Raw genomic sequence first — 18475 nt, 5'->3', positions numbered from 1 at the left:
GTGACGGGCCGCCGCCCCAGTCCCGCGACGGGCCGCCGCCCCAGTCCCGCGGCGGGCCGCCGCCCAGCCCCGAGAGGGGCCGGCCGGCTCCCCGCCCCGAGAGGGGCCGACCGGCTCCCCGCCCCGACAGGCCGGCCGGCTCCCCGCCCAGCCCCGAGACGCCGACCGGCTCCCCCACCCTCGGAGTTGCTGACCCGCAGGGCCGAACCGCCCCGGGATTGGGCCGGGCCCGCCGCGGCCTCAGGGTCGTACCAGCAGGTGGAGCCAGGCCTGATCGGGGTGGAACCAGGTCCGATCGAGGCGGAGTCAGGGTCGTACCCGCACACGGGGTGCACCCGCGCTCCACCTTCAGGAGGTGGAGCCGGCCCCACCCCTACAACCTGAGGGGGACGCCGCTTCGGGACCTGGGGGCGATCCGCCGCAGGGTGGACCACTCCTAGCGTGGAGCCATGACCACACCCGTCTGCACCAGCGCCTCGGCCGCCGCCGCACCAAGGCGGCAGACCCTCCCGCATCCCCGGCTCCGGCCGGGCGGGGAGACTCCGACATATCCGACGTTCGCGTCGTATGTGCGGGCTCGTCAGCCGGTCCTGCTGCGCACCGCCCGCTCGCTCACCGCGAATCTGAGCGACGCCGAGGACCTGCTGCAGACCGCGCTCGCCAAGACCTATGTGGCCTGGGAGCGGATCGAGGACCAGCGGGCGCTGGACGGCTATGTGCGCCGGGCGCTGCTGAACACCCGCACCTCGCAGTGGCGCAAGCGCAGGGTGGACGAGTTCACCTGCGACGAGCTGCCCGAGCCGGAGCCCGTGCCGGGCGACGACGACCCGGCTGAGCGGCAGGCGCTGCACGACGCCATGTGGCGGGCGATCGGCAAGCTGCCGACGCGGCAGCGGGCGATGGTCGTCCTGCGGTACTACGAGGACCTGAGCGAGGCCCAGACCGCCGAGGTGCTCGGGGTGTCGGTGGGCACGGTGAAGTCGGCCGTGTCGCGCGCGCTGGCCAAGCTGCGCGAGGATCCGGAGCTGGGACTGGTCCGCTAGGCGGGGACTTCCCCGAGTTTTCCCGGGTTTCCTGCCCGGATTTTCTCCAGAGTGACACACCGCCTAGTGACATACCGCGCGGTATGTGCGCAGAATCAGCGGAACCTCTACCACCGCGTAGGCAGTGCCGCCCCGGGAGGACTCCGTGCTGAGCACCATGCAGGACGTACCGCTGACCGTCACCCGCATCCTGACGCACGGGACGCTGGTGCACGGGCGGTCCCAGATCATCACCTGGACCGGGGAAACCGAACCCCAGCGGCGCAGTTTCGCCGAGGCCGGAGTGCGCGCGGTACAGCTGGCGAACGCCCTGCGCGACGAACTCGGCGTCCGGGGCGACGACCGGGTCGCCACCCTGATGTGGAACAACGCCGAGCACGTCGAGGCCTACTTCGCGATCCCGTCCATGGGCGCGGTGCTGCACACGCTCAATCTGCGGCTGCCCGCCGAGCAGTTGGTGTGGATCGTCAACCACGCGGCCGACAAGGTGATCATCGTCAACGGCTCCCTGATCCCGCTGCTCGCCCCGCTGCTGGCCAAGCTGCCGACGGTCGAGCACATCGTCGTCTCCGGCCCCGGCGACCGCTCCCCGCTCCAGGGCGCGCACGCCCGGATCCACGAGTACGAGGAGCTGATCGCGGACCGCCCCACCACGTACGACTGGCCGGAGCTGGACGAACGCCAGGCCGCCGCCATGTGCTACACCTCCGGCACGACCGGCGACCCCAAGGGCGTGGTGTACAGCCACCGTTCGATCTACCTGCACTCCATGCAGGTCAACATGACCCAGTCGATGGGCCTGACCGACCGGGACACCTCGCTGGTCGTCGTCCCCCAGTTCCACGTCAACGCCTGGGGTCTGCCGCACGCCACCTTCATGACCGGCGTCAACATGCTGATGCCGGACCGGTTCCTCCAGCCGGCGCCGCTCGCCGAGATGATCGAGGGCGAGAGGCCGACCCACGCCGCGGCCGTGCCGACCATCTGGCAGGGCCTGCTCGCCGAGCTGACCAACCGGCCCCGCGACGTCTCCTCCCTCACCCAGGTCACCATCGGCGGCTCCGCCTGCCCGCCCTCCCTCATGGAGGCCTTCGACCGGCTCGGCATGCGCGTCTGCCACGCCTGGGGCATGACGGAGACGTCCCCGCTCGGCACGGTCGCCCGTCCCCCGGCCCACGCGGCCGGCACCGACGAGGAGTTCGCCTACCGCCTCACCCAGGGCCGCTTCCCGGCCGGCGTCGAGGCCCGGCTCACCGGCCCCGGTGGCGAACGCCTCCCCTGGGACGGCGAGTCGGCGGGCGAGCTGGAGGTGCGCGGCCCCTGGATCAGCGGCGCCTACTACAACGGCCCCGACGCCGAACCGCTGCGCCCCGCCGACAAGTTCAGCGCGGACGGCTGGCTGAAGACCGGTGACGTCGGCACCATCTCCCCCGACGGCTACCTCACCCTCACCGACCGCGCCAAGGACGTCATCAAGTCCGGCGGCGAGTGGATCTCCTCGGTGGAGCTGGAGAACGCGCTGATGTCCCACCCGGACGTCGCCGAGGCCGCGGTGGTCGCCGTACCCGACGAGAAGTGGGGCGAGCGCCCGCTGGCCACGGTCGTCCTGCGGGAGGGCGCCACCGCCGACTTCGAGACCCTGCGCGTCTTCCTCGCCGAGGAGGGGCGCATCGCCAGGTGGCAGCTGCCCGAACGCTGGACGATCGTCGAGTCGGTGCCGAAGACGAGCGTCGGCAAGTTCGACAAGAAGGTGCTGCGCAGGCGATACGCGGACGGGGAACTGGACGTCACCCGCCTGTGACACCGCGCGGCGCGCGGGGCAGCAGGCCTGCTGCCCCGCGCGCGTGCCCGGTGTCAGCCGCCGGGCACCTGCGAGCTAGTTGGTGCCGATCCGCGCCAGCAGATCCACGATCCGGCTCTGCACCTCCGCGCTCGTGGACCGCTCGGCAAGGAACAGGACCGTCTCGCCCGAGGCCAGCCGGGGCAGGTCGGCCTGGTCGACGGCGGCGGTGTAGACGACCAGCGGAGTGCGGTTGAGCTGCCCGTTCGCGCGCAGCCAGTCGATGATCTCGGTGACCCCCGCCTGCCGGCGCTGCACCTGCATCAGGTCCATCACCACGAGGTTCGGCCGGAACTGCCCCGCCAGCGTCACCGCGTCGTGGTCGCTCGCGGCCCGCGCCACCTGCATCCCGCGCCGCTCCAGCGTCGCCGTCAGCGCCAGCGCGATCTCCGCGTGCTCCTCGATGAGCAGCACCCGCGGCGGATGCTGCTCGCTGTCCCGCGGCGCCAGCGCCTTCAGCAGTACGGCGGGATCGGCGCCGTACGCCGCCTCGCGCGTCGCCTGTCCGAGCCCGGCCGTGACCAGCACCGGCACCTCGGCCGCGACGGCCGCCTGCCGCAGCGACTGCAGTGCCGTACGCGTGATGGGCCCCGTCAGCGGGTCCACGAACAGCGCGGCGGGGAACGCCGCGATCTGCGCGTCGACCTCCTCACGGGAGTGCACGATCACCGGCCGGTAGCCGCGGTCGCTCAGCGCCTGCTGGGTCGTCGCGTCCGGCGCGGGCCACACCAGCAGCCGGCGCGGGTTGTCCAGCGGCTCCGGCGGCAGCTCGTCGTCGAGCGGCTGCGGCCGCGGGGTGTCCGCGATCTCGATGGCACCCCCGGGGCCGTCCAGCGGCTCGGGGCCCTCGGCGGCGTCGGCGTCCGGCGCGCCTATGGCGTACGACCGTCCGGCGCCCTCGGTGCCCGGAGCCAGCCGGGACTGCCCGGCCAGGGACGGATGCGCGGTCGTCGGCTGTTCGGCCGCCGGATGCGGCCGGCCCGCCTGCTCCGGCTGCTGCTCCGGACGCTTGGCCGGGTCCGGAGGCGTGCCCAGCTTGCGTCGGCGGCCGGAACCGCCCGGCGCGTGCGGCGGCGGGGTCGCCGTCGGCTGCTGCACCTGAGCGGCCTGCCGGGAGAACGGCACACCCTGACCGAGCGTGCGGACGCTGATCGCCCGCCCCTGCGTCGAGTTCGGGTCGGCCGCCGGACCCTCGGCGGGCAACGGCTGCGCGACCCGCGGCGCCTGGCCCCCGGCGCGTTCCGCGGGGAGCGGGGTGCCGGGGGTCGGCGTGCCGGTCTGCGGTACGGGCGTGCCCGCACCGGAGGTGCCGTCGGCGCCGGGCCACTGCTGGGGCACAGCGGGCGCGGGAACGGCCGCCGGCACCGGTCCGGCAGCGGCCTCCGCGGGCAGCGGCTGGGCGCCCGGGGTGCCACCGGGCGGCGTCGCGGTTGTCGGCGCGGCGGGCTGCTGGGCCGGGACCGCCTGCCCTGGAGCCGCCGCAGCCGGCCGGCCGGCGGTGTCGTGCGCGGGCGCGGCGGGGTGCGGTACGGGCGGCTGCGGAACGGCCGCCTGCTGACGGGGCGCGGAGGCACCGGCCGGAGCGCCGGGTGCCGCAGTAGGAGGCAGCGCGGGACCGGCATGGGCGGGGATGCCCTGACCGGCCGTACCCTGCCCCGGAATGCCGTGAACGGGCGTGCCCTGACCGGGAGTCGGCGTCCCCGCCGGGTGCGGCCCGGCCTGCCCGGGAGCGACCGGAACCCCCTGAGGGGGAGTCACCTGCCCCGGCACGGCCGGTGCGGCCTGACCCGGAACGCCCTGCGCCGGAGCCGTCTGCGGGGGAACCGGCTGCTCCGGAGCGGCCTGGGCGGGAGCGAGCTGTCCCTGAGCGGGATTCGCCGGCTGGGCCGCGGCCCGGCGGCGCCGGCCGGTCGGCGCGCTGGTCGGATGCGGCTGCGGCGGGGTGTGATCCGCGGTCTGGTCGAGCGGTACGGCGTCGTGCCGGCCGTCGTCACCCGGTACCGCCACGGCGGACGGCGGCAGCTGAGCGGGCACCGGCGCCGGAACGGAGGCCTGAGGGGGAAGCGGAAGGGGACCGGTAACCTGTCCGGCGCCCGTACCGACCGGCACAGCGCCCCCCGGCCCCATGGGCACACCGGCACCCGGAAGGCCACCGGCCACACCGGCCGCCGGAACCGTACCGACGCCGTTCGCCGAGTCCGCGGACTCCGGGGTGCGGTCGGCCTCGGCCGGCGGCAGGGCGAAGACCGTACGTGCGCCCGCCTCCTGGGCGGCTGCACGCTCCGCCGCGGCGGCCAGCGCACGCCGGCGCCGCCCGGTCGGCTGCCCACCGTCGGCCGGAACACCCTCGCCACCCGGGACAGCCTGCGCGCCCGGCGTCGGCTCGCTGCCGGCCACCGGCAGTGCGGGCGCGGGCGGCAGGGCGGCCTGCGGGGCGCCGGAGTCCTGGCGGGCGCGCCGGCCCGTGGGCACGGGCACGCCCTGCGGCGGTACGGCCGGACCCAGCCCCGTACCGGAGGCGGCGGCCCCCGCGGCATGCTCGGCCGCCGTCACCACCGCGCCCTCGCTCACATCGGCGCCGCCCTCGGCGGGCCGGCCACGGCGTCGCCCGGTACCCCCGGACGCGGCCTCCACGGCCTCGGCCGGTACCGGGCCGGTCTCGTCGGCGGGCGCGCCGGCGCGCCTGCGACGGCGCCCGGTCGGCGCGGCCGCGTCGGCCTCACCGGCAGCGGGAACGTCACTCTCCAGGAAGGCGTCGGTGGAGGGCCGCCAGGCCCGCCGCCGTCCGCCACCGGCGGCCTGCTCGGTGGCACCGGCCTCGACCACGGCGACCTCACCGGCGCCGGAGACCTGCCCGCCCGCTTCCGGCGCGGCGGCCGGAAGCGCAGCGGCGGCGACCTGCCCCGCGCCCGCGCCGGCGACCGTGCCGGCGCCACCGCCGAGCGGCACCTCCAGCACATACGCGCTGCCGCTCATGCCCGGCACCTCGTGCGTCTGCAGCACGCCGCCGTGGGCCCGCACGATCCCGCGCACGATCGGCTCGTGCACCGCGTCTCCCCCGGCGTACGGCCCGCGCACCTCGATCCGCGCCACCTCACCGCGCTGCGCGGCCGCGACCACGACGGTGTTGTCCAGATAACCGCCCGCGGAGACGGGCGAGTTGCCGGTCGCGTCCACACCGGCGACATCCGCCACCAGATGGGCCAGCGCGGTGGCGAGCCGCTGCGGGTCGACCTCCGCCTCGATGGGCGGCGCGTGCACGGCGAACTGGACCCGCCCCGGGCCGATCAGTTCGACTGCGCCGTCGACACCGGCGGCGACGACGGCGTCCAGCAGCACCTTCGTACGGGTGATGTCCTCGGCGCCCGCGTCCAGCCGCTGGTACCCGAGGACGTTGTCGATGAGCGTCGTGATCCGCGAATATCCGGCCGAAAGGTGATGCAGCACCTGGTTGGCCTCGGGCCACAGCTGCCCGGCGTCGTCGGCGGCCAGTGCCGCCAGCTCGCGCCGCAGCTCCTCCAGCGGTCCGCGCAGCGACTGCCCGAGCAGGGTCAGCAACTGCTCGTGCCGCCCGCTGAGGGCCTCGTACCGGTCCTTCTCCCGCTCGGCGAGCGCGGCGTACCGCTCCTCGCCGGCTCCGAGCTCCTCGGCGTGCTTCTCCCGCAGCTCCTCGACCTCGGTCACATGCTGCTGACGCAGCGCGGTCAGGTCGGAGGCGTGCTCCTCGGAGAGCCGCTCGACCTCCTCCGCGTGCGCCTTCTCCAGCGCGGCCTTCTCCTCGGCGAGGGCCTCGTAGGGCCGCCGGTCGGTGAAGGTCATCACGGCACCGACGAGCTGGTCCCCGTCGCGCACGGGCGCGGTGGTCAGATCGACCGAGACCTTCTGGTCCCCCTTGGACCACAGCACCTGCCCGCGCACCCGGTGCTTGCGCCCGGAGCGCAGGGTGTCGGCGAGCGGCGACTCCTCGTACGGGAACGGCGAGCCGTCGGCGCGCGAGTGCAGCACCAGCGTGTGCAGCTCCTTGCCGCCGAGCTCTCCGGCCCGGTATCCCAGGATCTGGGCGGCGGCCGGGTTGACGAGCACGATCCGCCCGTCGGTGTCGGTCCCCACGACACCCTCGGCGGCGGCCCGCAGGATCATCTCGGTCTGCCGCTGCGAGCGTGCCAGCTCCGCCTCGGTGTCGACGGTCCCGGACAGGTCCCGGACGACGATCATCAGCAGCTCGTCACCCGTGTAGCCGTAACCGTCGTACGCCTGCTGCCCGTTCTCCAGGTTCGCGCTCGTGACCTCGACGGGGAACTCGGACCCGTCGGTGCGCCGCGCGACCATCCGCGTGGGCTTGGTCCGTCCCCGCGGATCCATGTGATCGGGCCGCCGCATGGACCCGGGGATCAGCCGCGAGTCGAACTCGGGCAGCAGATCGAGCAGCCCACGCCCCACGAGCGCCGTACCGGGTGCCTCGAATGCTTCGAGCGCGATGGTGTTGGCGTTGACGACGGTTCCGTTGGCGTTGACCAGGACCAACGCGTCCGGCAGCGCGTCGAGTATGGCTGCGAGGCGAGCAGCGCCTCGGGATGGCCTGCTGCTCACGAGACGCCTTCCTCCCTGTTACCGCACCTTGCCGACCGCTCGGGCCATCTTGCCAACCGACCCGCGACGTGTCACGCGAGGGAGTCTAAGGGCACACGTTGCGCTCGCGACGCCGGATGAGAGGGAGGTCCCACGAGGAAGTGACACCGAACCGGCCACCACGGGCCGGCCACGCCCTCCGGCTCCGCGAGACCTTCGCGGGACTTTTACGGGACCGGTGATTCTGCTGGGGAAGCTGGGAGCAGGCCGGCTGTGCGGGCCGGTGGGCTGGTGGGCCGGTAGGTGGGCAGGCACTGATCCCTGGGGCGGCGGGTTGCCGGGCCGGTGGATTGCTGGGTCTGTGGCGCGCTGGGCCGGCGGGGGCCGAGGGGCCGGCGGGTCCGCGGGCGCACGGGCCCATGGGTCCACGGAAGGGTCGGCGGGCGTACGCATGTATGAGCCCCGGGCTGCCGGGCCCACGACGAGCCGGGCCCCGGGGTGACGGGCGCACGAGGAGCGGGGCGCCGGGGTGACGGGCGCACGAGGAGCGGGGCGCCGGGGTGACGGGCCCACGAGGAGCGGGGCGCCGGGGTGACGGGCCGGACGCGCTGCCGGTCCGCATCGCCGCCGGGTCCACGGGGAGCCGGGCCCGCGGGCCTACGCCGCCGAGCCCAGCCTCGGCAGCAGTGGCACCATCCGGTCCCACCGCCCGATCTCGCACCCGTTGCTGCGGTCGTAGGCGGCATCGACGGGGCGTCCTGTCCAGGTGCCGGTCACCCGGGCGGTGGCCGGTCCGCCGTAGAGCATGGTGCAGAGGGCGCCGGGTGCCACCGGGGCGAAGAGGTCCCGCCCCCACTGTGTGCGCTCGTCCAGCACCCGGCACGCCTCCGCCGCGTCCGGGTGGCTCCCGGCCGCCGGATGACAGAACAGTTCGTACGTCCCGTCCTGCCCGGCCCCGGCATGCCGCACGACGACGGTGAGGTGATCAACGACCCGGTCCTCGGGCCGCACGGGCGGCGGCATGATGGGCGCGGCGACGGCGGGTACGGCAGAGAGGGTGACCAGGGCGGATACGCCGGCGAGGACGGCCGAGCCACAGCCATGAAGAAGAAAAGCCATGCCCTGCCCAACGCCCCAGCCCCCCGGACGTTGCGTCCCGCGCCGCGCCGGGCAGAAGCCCTTTGCCCTGCGGCCCGAGTGCCTAGTACCGTGGGGGGCGATTGGTGACAGGCCGCTCGGCTGTGTCATCATCTGCACGCACCACTCGCGCGCTCGCGTGAGCGGTTGTGCTGGAGGCGTCGCCTAGTCCGGTCTATGGCGCCGCACTGCTAATGCGGTTTGGGCCTTAAAGCCCATCGAGGGTTCAAATCCCTCCGCCTCCGCACCGATCCCGAAGCCCCGGTCCCCAGGACCGGGGCTTCGGCGTTCCCGCCCTCCGTCGCCGCTCAGCCCGCCTGCGGGCGTTTTCGCAGGTCACAAGGGGTGCGCCAAACGGATTTCACATGTCGACGGCAGTCATGTAATGTTCTTCCTGTCGCCGGGACGGGCCGAAAGGGCCGAAACGGAGACAAGGACAAAAGAACAAGCACTCGTAGCTTAACGGATAGAGCATCTGACTACGGATCAGAAGGTTGCAGGTTCGAATCCTGCCGAGTGCGCACAGGTCAAAGGCCCTTCAGGATCATCCTGAAGGGCCTTTGACATCAACCCCCGACATCAACGCGAGCGAGTGTCGATCACTCCTCGGTGTGCGGTTCCTGCTCGCCGTCGGACTTTCCCTCCGCCTCGTCCAGCCGCAGGGCGTCGTCCATACGGTCGGCGGCGGCTTTGAGCGTCGTGCCCATGACGTGCGCGTAGGTGTCCAGCGTCATCGTGATCGTGCTGTGCCCGAGCGTTTCCATGATCGTGCGAGCGTCCACGCCCTGCGCGAGCAGAAGCGACGCGCACGTGTGTCGGAGGTCGTGCACCCGCACCCGTCGTACGCCGGCGTCCCGGCACAGGATGGTGAGCATCCGGTTCAGGCTGCGAGGATCCGTGACGCGGCCGGTAACCGTGGTGAAGATCAGCCCGTCCGGCTGCCCCGGTGCGGGCTGCCACTTTTTCCCTGCAACCTTGCGCTCCCGTTCCTGCTGGGCACGGTGCTGTGCGAGTGCCCGCATGCAGTGCTTCGGGATGGCCACCGTACGCATGGAACGCATGGTCTTGGGGCTGCCGAAGATCAGCTCCCGCCGGATGCGCTGTACGTTCCGGCGGACGCGGAGCTGTCCGTTCGTAAGGTCGACGTCCGCCCAAGTGAGGGCAAGTGCCTCACCTCGGCGCAGGCCTGTGGACACGAGCAGCAGCCACAGGGCGTAGAGGCGGTGGGAGCGGGCGGTCTTGAGCATGAGGCGAGCCTCTGAGGCGTCCAGCGGACGCACCTCCTTGCGGGAGACGGTGGGGGTTTCCACGATCCGCGCGACGTTCCGAGCGATCAGTTCCTCTCGGATCGCCTGCTGCAGCGAGGACCGCAGGACGGCATGGATGTACTGGACGGTCCGGGCGGACGGTCGACGCTGGCAGCAACGGCCCACGGCGCAGCATGAGCGCTTGCCCTCCGGGCGATCCGCGTCCGCGCCCCGCAGGCAGCACAGGCAGGAGTCCTTGAACTCCGAGAGGAACCGGCGCACGTCTGCCGGCGACAACCGGTTCAGCCGCTTCTTGCCGAGTGCGGGGCGGATGTACAGGCGGGTCAGGCCCTCGTAACTGTTCAGAGTTGACGGCTTGAGCCGTTGTGGCGCGATGGTGGCGAGCCAGTAGGTGAGGTAGTCGCCGAACGCCATGGTGGACGCAGCGGCGGGAATGCCCTGACGGGTCTTCTCCTGCAACTCCGTCAGTTTCTCCGCCACTTCCGCGCGGGTCTTGCCGTAGACGAACTTTCGGGTCCGGGTCCCGTCCGGGCGGTAGACGTAGGCGGCAGCCTGATAACGGCCGTCTGCACGCTTTGTGATCGTTCCTTCGCCGTTGGCGCGACGCTTGGCCATTACGCGGCTTCCTCCATCCGGTCATGCATGTACTGGCGAACTGCGTCGACCGGGACGCGGCGGGCCCGGCCGGACGTGTAGCTGTGGAGCTGCTTGGAGCGGATGAGGTCGTAGACCTTGCTGCGGCTCAGCCGCAGAGCGGTCATCACCTCGGGGACGGTGAGAGCTTCGGGTGCTGCGGGCATGGCGGTGCGCACGACGAACCTCCTGGGATGCGGGGGCGTCCTCGGCCCCCTCTGGAAAGTCCGCTACTTCCGCTACCTCCGCTACCGCGCAGGTCAGAGGCCTGTTCGCGGTAGCGGGAAGGGGTAGCGGTAGCGGATGGGTAGCGGCGAGGTAGCGGTTCGCGGTGGCGCTTGCCGCTACCTCGTTTTTGCTGGTCAGGCAGCGTTTTCGGTGCCGGGTAGCGGAGGTAGCGGACTTTCCGGGGGTGGGGGGCAGTAGCGGGCCCACGCGTCCCGTAGATCGGCGGCGTAGTAGCCCTTGAGGACGCTTCCGGCGGTCTTGATGTTGCGGGAGGCGATGGGCTCGTTGTCGGCCGTCATGTACTCGGCGAGCATCCGGGACAGGCGCCGGTTGTCGAGCGGCTTGCCGTTGAGGTCGGCCCACGGGGCGTCGTCGAGGGCGTTGAGCCGGTCCAGGATCGCGATGGTCGGCAGGCGGTCGATGCCGACCATGACGTGGTCGCGCAGATCGGTCAGCAGCCGGACACCGAGGCTGCCCTTGTCGTTGGCCTTGGACGCGGTCACCAGCGTCAGGCAGGCGGCGCGGGCCCGGTCGGGCCAGTGGCCGCCGGCGGCGTCGGCGACGGCGAGCAGGGGTTCCCATACGTCCGCCGGTCGGTCGGTCACCCCGTCCGGCATGTCCGGCCAGGCCCCCATGACGAACCCCCGTGCCTGCTCCGCCCACGCGGCGAGCCGGTCACGGAGCTTGTGGCCTTCCGCCTCGTGGACGCGGGCCCGGAAGGGCTCCACCTTTTCGTTCCGCGCGCGGCGGCGCATGCGGATGATGACGGAGCGGCTCAGGATCGTGTCGGGCAGCGAGCCGAGGCCGGCGACCGCGACGGCGCAGTACGAGGGGAACGCCTGCACCGTCTGCTGTCCGCCGTCGCCGATGCACCGGTAGGTGACTCCGGTGCGGCGGTGCCCGGCGTTGAGGAACCCGCGCAGTTCCTCGTTGTCCCCTGCCTTGGGGCCGAAGACCGTGTCGATCTCGTCGAACAGGATCGTTGGCTTGCCGTTGCCTGCGGAGACGGATCGGAACAGGGCGGCGGCGGAGGCGTTGACGGCGGTCATGGGCTGCGGCACGAGGGTTTCCACGATCTCCAGCGCGCGTGTCTTGCCCGATCCCGGTTCGGGGGACAGGAAGGCGATGCGGGGGGTGGAGTCGAAGCATTCGAGCAGGTGGGCGTGTGCGTCCCACAGCGCGACCGCGACGTATGCGGCGTCGGTGGGGAAGACGTTGAAGCGGCGGTGGAAGGCTTCCACCTCGTCGAGCAACGCGGCGCCGTCGATGGGGTCAGTCACGCGGCGGCCCTCCTTTCCTGGGGCGTCGTGGCCTGAGTGCAGCCGGACTTGTGCGCGTCGTACTCGGAGACCAGCGCTGCCACGTTGCGGGGGCCCGTGGCGGTGCGGGTCTGCCCGCAAGGGCAGGCGTAGGCGGCGGTGGGGGTGTCGCCGTGGCGCTTAGACCAGCGGGCGCCGTCCCAGTGGTGGCGGTAGACCGGCGGGGCGTAGATGCGGATGCCGGGCCGCTCGGGCGTCGGGTCGTCCGTGCCGTAGCGTGCCTCGTCGTTCCGGAACCGCTCAGAACGAAGAGCAGTTACGACGCCCTTGCGGGCGGCGCTTTTCGGCTCGCCTACGGCCGCCGTGTCCACAGCCTGTGGAGCGGCCTGCGGGTCTGTGGGTGCTGGGGGTTGGCCTTCCAAGGGGAGGGCGGCGGGGGCGGTCATGCGGCGTCCCTGGGTCGGGCTTTGCGGATGGAGCTGTCCAGGGCGCTGCGGATGGTGGTGCGGCACTCGGCGGCGGTGAGTCCGGCCGCCTCGCCGATCCCTTGGAAGGCCCCCTCCGCCACGTGCCGGGGGAGGTCGCCCCACGCGACGAAACGCCCCACCTTGAACGCGCACCGGTTCAGCGTGGTGTTGCGCTCTCCTTCCGGGGCGGTGGCCACGACCGCGCACTCAGCTTCCAGTGCGGCAAGGGCGGCGCGGCTGCCGTCCACCGCAGGCAGCCTCAGCGGGCCCACAGGGCGCGCGGGGGCGGGTTGCAGGATGGCTTGCAGCCACGATGGCAGGGGTGCCGCCACGGAGGCGCACAGCGCTTCGTATCGTCCGGCGGGGGTGGTGCTGCCGGCGGCGACGACGTACCCGCCCCACGCGCGGGTGTCGACCGAATCGGCCACGGTGCCCGCCGTGTTGCCCAACTTCAGGCCGGGTGGGGCGGTGAAGTACAGGTGGGTGCCACCGCTCGGGGTCCGGGTCCGATAGGTGTCGGGGACGGCGTGCCCGGCGCGCTCGCAGAGCGCTCGAAAAGTCGTCGCGCCGTCAGGCGCGTCCGAACTGCCCTTGTGCTCTGGGGTGTCCAGGTCGACCACCAGCAGCCTGGAGGGGCCGGTGGCGATCCCGACGTTGAACGGCGCCCGCGTCCAGGCGGCGCGGATGCGGTCGGGCTCGGTGGTGGCCCGCTGCTCCCACTTCACGTGCCCGCCCGCACACACGCCGGTGCGGGTGCAGGACTTCTCCCCGTGCAGCGCCGGGGGCTTTCCTCCGGGGCGGAGGGGGAAGACGTGCCAGCCGCGTTCGGCGGCCTCCAGCGCCGCGCGGAGCAGCGCGGCGCGGTCGTGATGAGTCATGCTGGATGTCTCCAGTTCCGTGGATGGATGCTGGCTGACAAGGGCGGTCCCGGTTCTTTGGCGAGATGCGGGGGCCGCCCTTGGCGTAGCTAGAAGGGCGGTTCGTCGCTCCATGGGTCGCGGTAGTCGACGCGGCGGCGCAGCTGGCGGGGCAGGCGCGGGAGCGGGAACAGGACGATGCGCCACTCGGTCCAGCAGTCGCAGGGGTCCCAGTCGCTGCCGGCGTACTCGCCGGTGTCGTAGTCGCCGTAGTAGGTCTCGATGCCGCCGATGCCTTCGCACTCTGGGCAGTCCGGGCGGGGTGTGTCGGTCAGGGCCAGCGCCCGGCGGGGGTAGCCGACAACCTGGAAGCGGAGTCGGATCACGGTGGTTGTCTCCTCGGTCAGCCGTGGAAGTGGTTGCGTTTGAAGACCGCCCGGCGGATGTTCACCGTGGTCCCGCCCTTGTGGTTCTTGGTGGTGAGCACCTGGACGGCGATGAATCCGCCGAACAGGACGGCGGCGAGGGTGATGAGCTGGGTGATGAGCGCGGTGAGCGCGGTGATGAAGGTGGTGAGCATCAGCAATCCGCCGCACACGGCGAGGAACCCGACGCCTCCGAGGGCGACGTTCACGGCCGCGCGGGACACGGCCGGTTTGGCGACGACCGGTTCGGGCTGTACGGGGCTGATGGCGTAGCCCGTCACGACACGGCCGTCGGGGAGGACGACGCTTGCCACGGCGGGGACGGCGCCCGGCTGCACGGGCACGGCCGGGGCCGCCTGGACGACGACGGGCGGCTGTATCGGCGTCGGGTGGTGGACTTCCGGGGCCCGTACGGCGGGCGCGTTGTGACTGGCATCGGGGTACATGCGGAATCCCTTCCAGTGCTGGGTGAGGGAGGGGACGGCACCCCCTTGGGGGTGTCGTGTGGAGGGGGTTTTCGGGCCTGTGAGCTGCGGGCCTCCCTGACTCCCTGATGGATCATTCGTGCTGGTCAGGGCCAGGGAGGCGGGTCAGGGAGGGGGGCAGGGAGTTCTCCCTGCCTCCCTGACCCGGGCGGGGTCGGCTCCCTGTCATCCGGCGTCGGAAGCGGAACCCTCGCCGTCGCGGTTAGCGAGGGCGCGGGCGACGCGGTCACGGCCGACAACCATGCGGCCGTCGGACTTGTACGGCTCGGCGTCGGCGGCTTCCAGGACGCGGGTGAGGTCGACGGGCGACCAGTCACCGTACGCAGTCGGGTTCAGCGCGGACAGCCGCTTGATCACGTCCTGTGTCCGCAGCCGAGGTGCGTCACCGATGACGGCGGCGATGTCGGCGAGCGGGTCGTGATTCTCGTCCCGCTCGACGGCGTGCAGGGTGGTGACGCCGTCGCGCAGGGCCTTGGCCCGCTCCGCGATGGCTTCGGCCGCGTCGTCATCGATGAAGTGCGTGCGGACGGTGATGGATGCCTGGCCGGCGGGGATGGCGATGCCGTCGGAGGCGACAACCAGGGTGCCCTTGTCCAGGCCCTGCCGGAGCAGGTGTGGGGCGGCCCCGCCCTTGACGGCCTTGGCGCCCAGCGCCATCTCTGCCTGGGACTCGGTGCCCAGGGCGAGCGCGGCACGGGTGTGGGCACCCTCGCGCACGAGCTTGGGAAGGTTCTGGTCGGTGGGGTCCTGGGTGCCCTGCCACATCAGCACATCGACCGCGCGCCCCTGGTTGTGGATCTTGCGGACGGCCATGAAGTAGCGGGACGTGGCCTTGCTGCCGCCGTAGGGGCGGCCGTCCTCGTCCTTGGCCGGGCACATGAACGCCACCTGTGCTTCGTCCACCAGGACGATGAGCGGCGGGAACTTCGCGGTCGGGTCCTTTTGCCGCAGCTCCAGGCGCCGGTTCATCTCGGTGACCGCGTCCTCGGCCATCTCGGTGGCCTGGATGACGTGGTCATCGGTCGGCCCCTGGATGAGGACGGAGGCGATGCCGTCGAAGTACCGCCAGTCGCCGGCGCCCTTGAGGTCGGCAAGCCAGAACTGCACCGATCGGTCAAGCGACAGCCACAGGGCGAGCGCCCGCAGCGCGGCCGTCTTGCCCTGGTTTGACAGACCCGTGACCAGCAGGTGCCGCTGATACAGACTCAGCGCTGCAGCGTCACCGCGCAGGTCCTGACCCCACGGGGCCTTTCCCTTGGCGTAGTCGGCGGTCAGCGTCTCGTCCGTGGTCAGCGGCGACGGCCCGATCGGCTCGTCCAGCGCGCCAGAGTCCGCCACCCACAGCCGCACCGTCCGGGCAGCGGCGGGGATGGTGATGAACACCTCGTGCTCGTGTCGGGACAGGTTCTCGGCGAGCTTGCGCCGCTTACCCTGCACCTCGTTGGTCGACACGCCCGACGGCAAGGTCACGTCGACCTCGACCCCGCATCCGGCGATCACGATCGGCGACAGCATGGACGCACCGGCGTCGCCCATCTCCTGAATGGCCTTGCGCAGAGCGGGGATGCCCAGGTCGCGCAGGGCCTTGACCACGATGGACGGGGTGATCGGCTCGCCCTCGCCGGAGCGGACCCGGTCCGGAAGTGCCCACTGAGGTGCGGCCTGCTGGTGAGCGCCGACCGACCACAGCGCCAGCAAGGCGAGGAACGGGCCGATCGTGATGGCCGGGCCCCACACCACCCGGACGATCGTGATCATCAGGTTGATGAACTTGATGACCGCCATCAGCGGAGTGACGACCTCGGTCGGGTCCTTGGTGGCGATGGCCATTGCGATGCCGAGCAGGACCAGTCCGCCGACGCCCATACCGGCGCTCACGGCCGCACCCTTGGCGGCGTCCAGCGGGGAGTGCAGCAGGTCCATGCGGCGGCGGTGGCGGGCTTCCCGGTAGCGCTGCCCGCGCTCTTCCCACTCGGCAGCGGCCTCGTGGTTCCCCGCGGCTTCCGCCGCGCGGATCATGCGCTCGTAACGGGCGGCGGTCCGGCCGTCCCACGCACGACGGGCCAGGATCCGGGCCCCGCCGGCGACGTAGAGCGAGTGGCGGGCCACCCCACGGGCGGCCGTCCGCGTGTTCTCGTGCGTGACGGCCGTCTTGATGGCGCGGCCGGAGCGGACCCACAGCGGGACCGGGGGCGCAGCCGGCGGATCGGGTACCACGGTCAGCGTGGTCACGGAGGCCGCCTCGGTGGGCGGTTCGGTGTCCTTGTGCAGGCGAACGACGTTGCCGCTCATGGCAGGCAGACTCCTGACTGCCCCGCATCGGGGCGAAGCTGGGGTGGAGAGGGGGCGTTGCGCGGGGGCCGGGCCCGTGGTGGGCCCGGCGGTTGTGGTCACCACCACCGGGAGGACTTCTTCGCCGCGTTGGCCTTGGCGGCCTCGGTCACGATGCGCTGCCGCTCGATCTGCAGGGCCGTGATCTCGGCGGTGAGCCGGGTCTCGGCGCTGTTCCATGCGGTGTCCAGCTTCCGGTCCGCGCGGTCGGTGCCGTTGCCTCGGTGCAGGCTGTAGGCGCCGGTTCCGATCGCGGCCAGCACGGCGCGGCGCTCGCGGCCGTTCAGCGGCCACATCTCGCGGTTCTGGACGGCCTCCAGCTTGCGAGTGGTCTGCTGGATCGCCTTGTCCAGGCGGCGGGTGTCGGGCTTGCCCATGGTCAGGCACTCCTCAAGCTCTGGGAGGGTTCGGGGAAGGCGCAGGGGGTGCACATGCCGAGCGACGGCGGGATGACGTAGCCGACGTCACGGCGGCAGGCGGGGCAGGTACGGCGAGCGGCGTTGGCCTTGGCCAGTGCCGCCCATCTGGCCGGGGTCATCGGCCGCACGGGCTTGGCGAGGTCGACGCGGTAGAGGTAGGCGACGAGCGGTCCGCGCCGACGGCGGGGACGTTCGAGCTGGGCGGCCACCGGCTGCCCGCCGGGGCGCAGACCGCGCGCCCTGAGTTGGCGGTAGGTGGCGTAGCCGTCCGGGGCGAGCCGCCACCGGTAGACGGACAGGGCGGCCATCACACGGCCTGGAGGCCGCGTTCGGCGCGCAGGGTGTCGCGCAGGGTGCGGGCGTTGGCGGGCGAGGTGCGGACCTCACGGCGGATGCCCTCGGCGGTCAGCTTGGTGTCCGGCCAATCGGCCGTCGCCTTCCGCGCCTCATCCAGCAGCTCATCCGGGGTCCGCTTCGGGCGTGGGGTGCGAGCGACCTCGGGCACACGGCCCGTGGCTCGACGCGGGCGGGTCGACTCGGCGGCCACCACTAGCCGCTCGATCGGCGGCACCGGCGACTGCCCGATGGCCTTGACCGGCTTGGCCGGAAGAGTCGACTTCAGGAAGCCGACAGCCACCGGTCGGGGCAACGGCCTCACGTTCGGCGTGATCGGCGCCGGGGTCGATACCGCGAGGTCAGAACTAGACCGATTCCTCTCGATATTGGTCGATTCCTCCGCATTCGCGGTCGGGGCCGTGACCGAGGTGGGGCGGTGGTGCAGCACCTTCGCTACGAGGTCGGAGCCGAAGTAGATCGACCCGACGGGCAGCGAGGTGGCGAGCAGTACGAGGGCCCAGTTCGCCGGGTCCCAGTCGGCCAGTCGACCCCAGTCGACTGAGCGGCCGTGGAGCTCCGGGACCAGGCCGTGCACGTAGTTCAGCACGAGCGAGGCGATCGTGTAGGCGGCCAGGACGCGCAGCGCGAACGTGCGGTCCCGTCCGGCGAGCACGAGCGTCGCGATCAGGGCCAGGGCCATGAGGCCGTCGACGACGAACGGGTACAGCGTCGCGGCCGTGGCGTCGGCCCCGATGGCGCCCGCGATGTCGCGCAGCGCGTTCCAGGACACCCGGAAGGCCATCGCGACGACAACGACCAGCGCGAGCACGAGGGCGGCGCGGCCCTTGCGGTGCAGGTTCATGCGGCACCGCCCGTCTGACCGGACAGGCCGTTGACGTACTCGCGGTGCGCGGCGAGCACGCGCCGGCGGGCCCGGCGGATGCGCCGCTCGTCCAGCTCGCACGGCGTGCGGTCGATGACGGCGATCTGCGCGTCCAGCAACTCCATCTCTGCGCGGATGACGGGCATCTCCGCGTCGATGGCGTCCAGCTCCGCGTCCGTGGGCTCCATCCACGGCTCGAACGCGGTAACAGCGTCCTGAACAGTCACGATGTGGTCCATGGGTCGTGTTCTCCCTAGCAGGTGGCAACGGCCCGAACAGCGGCCCCGGTGTTCCA

16 protein-coding genes and 2 tRNA genes are annotated in these 18475 nt (G+C 72.4%); 4 read left to right on the top strand and 14 right to left on the bottom strand.

Annotation, left to right across the window (positions count from 1 at the left end; translation table 11 throughout):
• The first annotated feature begins 449 nt into the window (after nt 1-449).
• Together ACFYOH_RS08665 and ACFYOH_RS08660 are read left to right on the top strand one after the other, a co-directional pair.
• Entirely contained in the window at nt 450-1043 is a 594-nt protein-coding gene (locus ACFYOH_RS08665) for a SigE family RNA polymerase sigma factor (RefSeq protein WP_388622549.1), read from the top strand.
• Between the two features lie 145 nt (nt 1044-1188).
• The gene (locus ACFYOH_RS08660) at nt 1189-2844 is read left to right on the top strand and encodes a long-chain fatty acid--CoA ligase (RefSeq protein WP_388622548.1); all 1656 of its coding nucleotides are present in this window, start codon (nt 1189-1191) and stop codon (nt 2842-2844) included.
• 75 nt (nt 2845-2919) lie between these two features.
• Here ACFYOH_RS08660 and ACFYOH_RS08655 read toward each other — a convergent pair whose 3' ends face one another.
• Both ACFYOH_RS08655 and ACFYOH_RS08650 read right to left on the bottom strand, forming a co-directional pair.
• Nucleotides 2920-7473, bottom strand: coding sequence for a PAS domain-containing protein (locus tag ACFYOH_RS08655; RefSeq protein ID WP_388622546.1), 4554 nt, complete (start codon nt 7471-7473; stop codon nt 2920-2922).
• A 636-nt stretch (nt 7474-8109) separates the two neighbouring features.
• Nucleotides 8110-8571: an SSI family serine proteinase inhibitor gene (locus ACFYOH_RS08650; protein WP_388622544.1), complete on the bottom strand. Its 462-nt coding sequence runs from the start codon at nt 8569-8571 to the stop codon at nt 8110-8112.
• 172 nt (nt 8572-8743) lie between these two features.
• On the opposite strand from ACFYOH_RS08650, the gene ACFYOH_RS08645 reads away from it, so the two are divergent.
• A tRNA-Ser gene (locus tag ACFYOH_RS08645) sits at nt 8744-8834 on the top strand.
• Nucleotides 8835-9037: 203 nt separating this feature from the next.
• Nucleotides 9038-9110 (top strand) — tRNA-Arg (locus tag ACFYOH_RS08640).
• Between the two features lie 78 nt (nt 9111-9188).
• On the opposite strand, the gene ACFYOH_RS08635 is transcribed toward ACFYOH_RS08640, so the two are convergent.
• The 12 genes from ACFYOH_RS08635 to ACFYOH_RS08580 form a co-directional block, all read right to left on the bottom strand.
• On the bottom strand, nt 9189-10472 hold the full coding sequence (locus ACFYOH_RS08635) for a tyrosine-type recombinase/integrase (protein WP_388622542.1): 1284 nt from the start codon (nt 10470-10472) through the stop codon (nt 9189-9191).
• On the bottom strand, nt 10472-10669 hold the full coding sequence (locus ACFYOH_RS08630; protein ID WP_361988000.1) for a helix-turn-helix domain-containing protein: 198 nt from the start codon (nt 10667-10669) through the stop codon (nt 10472-10474). Before ACFYOH_RS08630 ends, ACFYOH_RS08635 begins: the two co-directional genes overlap by 1 nt.
• A gap of 183 nt (nt 10670-10852) precedes the next feature.
• Nucleotides 10853-11998, bottom strand: a complete 1146-nt coding sequence (locus ACFYOH_RS08625; RefSeq protein WP_388622540.1) for a DUF3631 domain-containing protein — start codon at nt 11996-11998, stop codon at nt 10853-10855.
• A complete protein-coding gene (locus ACFYOH_RS08620; RefSeq protein ID WP_388622539.1) occupies nt 11995-12423 on the bottom strand; it encodes a hypothetical protein in 429 nt (142 codons plus the stop codon). The genes ACFYOH_RS08625 and ACFYOH_RS08620 overlap by 4 nt, the downstream gene beginning before the upstream one ends.
• Nucleotides 12420-13322 (bottom strand): bifunctional DNA primase/polymerase, encoded by a 903-nt coding sequence (locus ACFYOH_RS08615; RefSeq protein ID WP_388622537.1) that lies wholly within the window; start codon nt 13320-13322, stop codon nt 12420-12422. The genes ACFYOH_RS08620 and ACFYOH_RS08615 overlap by 4 nt, the downstream gene beginning before the upstream one ends.
• Nucleotides 13323-13411: 89 nt before the next feature.
• The gene (locus ACFYOH_RS08610; RefSeq protein ID WP_388622535.1) at nt 13412-13687 is read right to left on the bottom strand and encodes a hypothetical protein; all 276 of its coding nucleotides are present in this window, start codon (nt 13685-13687) and stop codon (nt 13412-13414) included.
• 17 nt (nt 13688-13704) lie between these two features.
• Nucleotides 13705-14172, bottom strand: a complete 468-nt coding sequence (locus tag ACFYOH_RS08605) for a hypothetical protein (protein ID WP_388622533.1) — start codon at nt 14170-14172, stop codon at nt 13705-13707.
• 204 nt (nt 14173-14376) lie between these two features.
• Nucleotides 14377-16503, bottom strand: coding sequence for an ATP-binding protein (locus ACFYOH_RS08600; RefSeq protein WP_388622531.1), 2127 nt, complete (start codon nt 16501-16503; stop codon nt 14377-14379).
• A gap of 98 nt (nt 16504-16601) precedes the next feature.
• Complete coding sequence (locus ACFYOH_RS08595) at nt 16602-16919, bottom strand: hypothetical protein (RefSeq protein WP_388622529.1); 318 nt, start codon at nt 16917-16919, stop codon at nt 16602-16604.
• 2 nt (nt 16920-16921) lie between these two features.
• Nucleotides 16922-17269 carry an RRQRL motif-containing zinc-binding protein gene (locus ACFYOH_RS08590; protein ID WP_388622528.1) on the bottom strand — a complete coding sequence of 116 codons (348 nt, stop codon included), beginning with the start codon at nt 17267-17269 and terminating at the stop codon, nt 16922-16924.
• The gene (locus ACFYOH_RS08585; RefSeq protein ID WP_388622526.1) at nt 17269-18159 is read right to left on the bottom strand and encodes a DUF2637 domain-containing protein; all 891 of its coding nucleotides are present in this window, start codon (nt 18157-18159) and stop codon (nt 17269-17271) included. Before ACFYOH_RS08585 ends, ACFYOH_RS08590 begins: the two co-directional genes overlap by 1 nt.
• A complete protein-coding gene (locus tag ACFYOH_RS08580) occupies nt 18156-18419 on the bottom strand; it encodes a DUF6284 family protein (RefSeq protein WP_388622524.1) in 264 nt (87 codons plus the stop codon). The genes ACFYOH_RS08585 and ACFYOH_RS08580 overlap by 4 nt, the downstream gene beginning before the upstream one ends.
• Nucleotides 18420-18475: the final 56 nt, after the last annotated feature.

The sequence above is a fragment of the Streptomyces sp. NPDC007856 genome (assembly GCF_042868225.1).
Classification (GTDB): Bacteria; Actinomycetota; Actinomycetes; order Streptomycetales; family Streptomycetaceae; genus Streptomyces.
Note: the sequence above shows the minus strand (reverse complement) of the source record. Positions and strands in the feature narration are given on the sequence as shown.